Annotated in this window: 3 protein-coding genes and 1 pseudogene; 1 reads left to right on the top strand and 3 read right to left on the bottom strand. The window is 72.5% G+C overall.

All coding sequences use genetic code 11. From position 1 onward, the window contains the following. Positions 1 to 463: pseudogene (locus G6017_RS14435) on the top strand (heavy metal translocating P-type ATPase); the annotation flags it as partial. Positions 464 to 663: 200 nt separating this feature from the next. Here the strand turns inward: G6017_RS14435 and G6017_RS14430 are convergent. The 3 genes from G6017_RS14430 to G6017_RS14420 form a co-directional block, all read right to left on the bottom strand. Further along, entirely contained in the window at positions 664 to 1188 is a 525-nt protein-coding gene (locus G6017_RS14430) for a hypothetical protein (protein ID WP_017838014.1), read from the bottom strand. Beyond that, on the bottom strand, positions 1179 to 1757 hold the full coding sequence (locus G6017_RS14425) for an RNA polymerase sigma factor (RefSeq protein WP_179523289.1): 579 nt from the start codon (positions 1755 to 1757) through the stop codon (positions 1179 to 1181). Before G6017_RS14425 ends, G6017_RS14430 begins: the two co-directional genes overlap by 10 nt. Continuing rightward, positions 1754 to 2294: hypothetical protein (locus G6017_RS14420; RefSeq protein WP_182617982.1), on the bottom strand; the 541-nt coding region annotated here is incomplete at its 5' end. The genes G6017_RS14420 and G6017_RS14425, both read right to left, overlap by 4 nt.

The raw sequence follows: 2294 nt of genomic DNA, 5'->3' as shown, positions 1-2294 counted from the left end.
CGCGGAGAGGGCGACGGCGATGGTCGGCGACGGCGTCAACGACGCCCCCGCCCTGGCGACCGCGGACCTGGGGATCGCGATGGGGGCGATGGGCAACGACGTCGCGATCGAGACGGCCGACGTGGCCCTCCTCGGCGAGGACCTGCGGCACCTGCCCCGGGCGCTGCAGCACGCCCGCCGCTCCCGCCGGATCATGCTGCAGAACATCGGGCTCTCGCTGGCGATCATCATCGGGCTGGTGCCGTTGGCGCTGGCCGGCGTCCTGGGGCTGGCCGCGGTCGTGCTGGTGCACGAGCTCGCGGAGATCCTGGTGATCGCCAACGGTGTGCGCGCCGGACGCACGCGCCGCGGGCTCAGCCCCGGTGGAGCGACTGCACCCGCACCTCGAGCTCGGTACCGACCGGCACCGAGGCACCCAGGGCGTCCCGCAGGACCGACTGGATCTCGCGCACGCTCTGCCTGACCGGTCGGGAGGGGTCCAGGCTCACCTCGACGGTGACCCTGTTGCCGTCGCGGTCGACGTGGAGACCGAAGTGACTCAGGACGGGGCCGGCCCGCCGTATGCGGGCATCGAGCGCCCGCAGTGAGGTGCCGATGCCGGGTTCTATCCCGTTGACCCCGGGGACGGCGACCACCAGGTCGATCAACTCCGCTGCCGTCGGCTCAGTTCTCATGAAGATCCTCGATGTGGACGTCGACCACCAGGTCGACGAGGTCGAATTCGCGGGCGCACGCACCACGCACCGCCTGTCGGACCGCGTCCGCCAGGGCGGGCAGATCCGGGGTCGACGCCGCGAACGAGACGCGGCACGCGATGCGGCGGGGCAGACCGCGGGTACCCCAGCCCTCGACCGGATCGTGGTCGACGGTGGTCCGCAGACTCAGCACCCCCGGGACGCCGTCGACGGTGTCGCGGATCAGTGTCCGCAGGGCGAGTTCGGTCAGCGAGTAGGGGCCGATGTCGGTGGGAGGCATCTGCACCCGCGCGCCGTGTCGGGCATCCGCGCGGACGGCCTCCGCCAGTGCCGACCTCGCCCGACCGGACAGCTGCACGGAGTCGTCGCCCCGGCTCTCGAGCTCGTCCCAGTCGCGGTGCAGGGCACTGATCTGATCGAGATAGTGCCGGGTGGCCTCGGCGTCGTCGGGTCCACCGGGTCCGGAGGATCCGTCCATGGTGTTCACCGCCATTCCTTCATATATTCGATCACGTGCGTGCGGGCACGCGCGAGGCGGCCCCGCGCGGTGGACTCGGTGATGTCGAGCGCGGACGCGACCTCCCGATAGGACATGCCGTCGATCTCGCGCAGTGTCCAGCAGGACCGCAGATCCGGGTCCATCGTCCCGAGCACCCGGGCCAGGGCCTGCATCTGCGCGTTGACCACGGTGGTCTGCGCGGGGTCGGACCGGGGGCCCTCGTCGCGGTGGACGTTCAGGAGCTCGGGCGGCTGGGCGTCGGTGGAGCGGCGGGCCCGGCGGCGGGCGATGTCGGTCGCCCGACGCGAGCAGATCTGGGACAGCCAGCTCCGCACCGCATCCGGGTCGTCCAGGAGATGCAGCCGCTTCCACGCGGTGAGCAGCGACTCCTGGACCACGTCCTCGCTGTCCTGCCGGTCCCCCAACACCAGGTAGGCGATGCGGAACAGGCGACCCTGGTGGCGGTCGATCAACACGTCGAAGGCCTCGGGGTCACCGTCCTGTGCGCGCAGCACCAGGGTGCGGTCGGGGTACTCCCCCGGCGGGGAGGGCGCGGGGGTCATGCCGCCTCGGAGACCAGTTCCCCGCCCGCACCGTGATGGCGCACGGCCACGCGGTCGGATCGGGAGGTCCGCGGGGTGTGCACGCGGACCAGCAGGTCGACCGACCGAGGACTGGTGCCGAGGGCGGTCTCCGGATCCGCGGCCAGCACCCGGCGGGCCTCCTCGACAGCCCATTCCACCTGCGCCTCCTCGGCGATCGTCACCTCGGCCAGGATCCGCAGGGAGGTCGTGGAGCCGGAGACCCGCACGGACGCCTCCTCGACGCCGGGGACGCCCTCCACCCGCTCGGCGAGCGCACGTTCCAACACCTGGGGTTCCAGGGTGGCCAGGACCGTGCCGTCGTCGTCATGCAGACGCAGAGAGGTGTGCGCCGGTGCGGTGGGGATCTGCGCGAGCAGTAGACCCAGCCCGGCGAGCACGGCGAGGACGGAGGCGGCGGTGGCGGCCGGCAGTGCCCACCCACGGTGCTCCTGCACCAGCGTCGACACCGTCGAGTCGGCCGGCACCGTCAGGCCGGCGAGCGGCGAGCCCGCGGGG

Source organism: Dietzia sp. B44 (assembly GCF_014145245.1).
In the GTDB taxonomy this organism is placed as follows: Bacteria; Actinomycetota; Actinomycetes; order Mycobacteriales; family Mycobacteriaceae; genus Dietzia; species Dietzia natronolimnaea.
Note: the sequence above shows the minus strand (reverse complement) of the source record. Positions and strands in the feature narration are given on the sequence as shown.

Excerpts from the sequence above, each read along its gene's own strand:
- G6017_RS14430 (WP_017838014.1), bottom strand. The coding sequence starts at position 1,188 with ATGGCGGTGAACACCATGGACGGATCCTCCGGACCCGGTGGACCCGAC.
- G6017_RS14425 (WP_179523289.1), bottom strand. The coding sequence starts at position 1,757 with ATGACCCCCGCGCCCTCCCCGCCGGGGGAGTACCCCGACCGCACCCTG.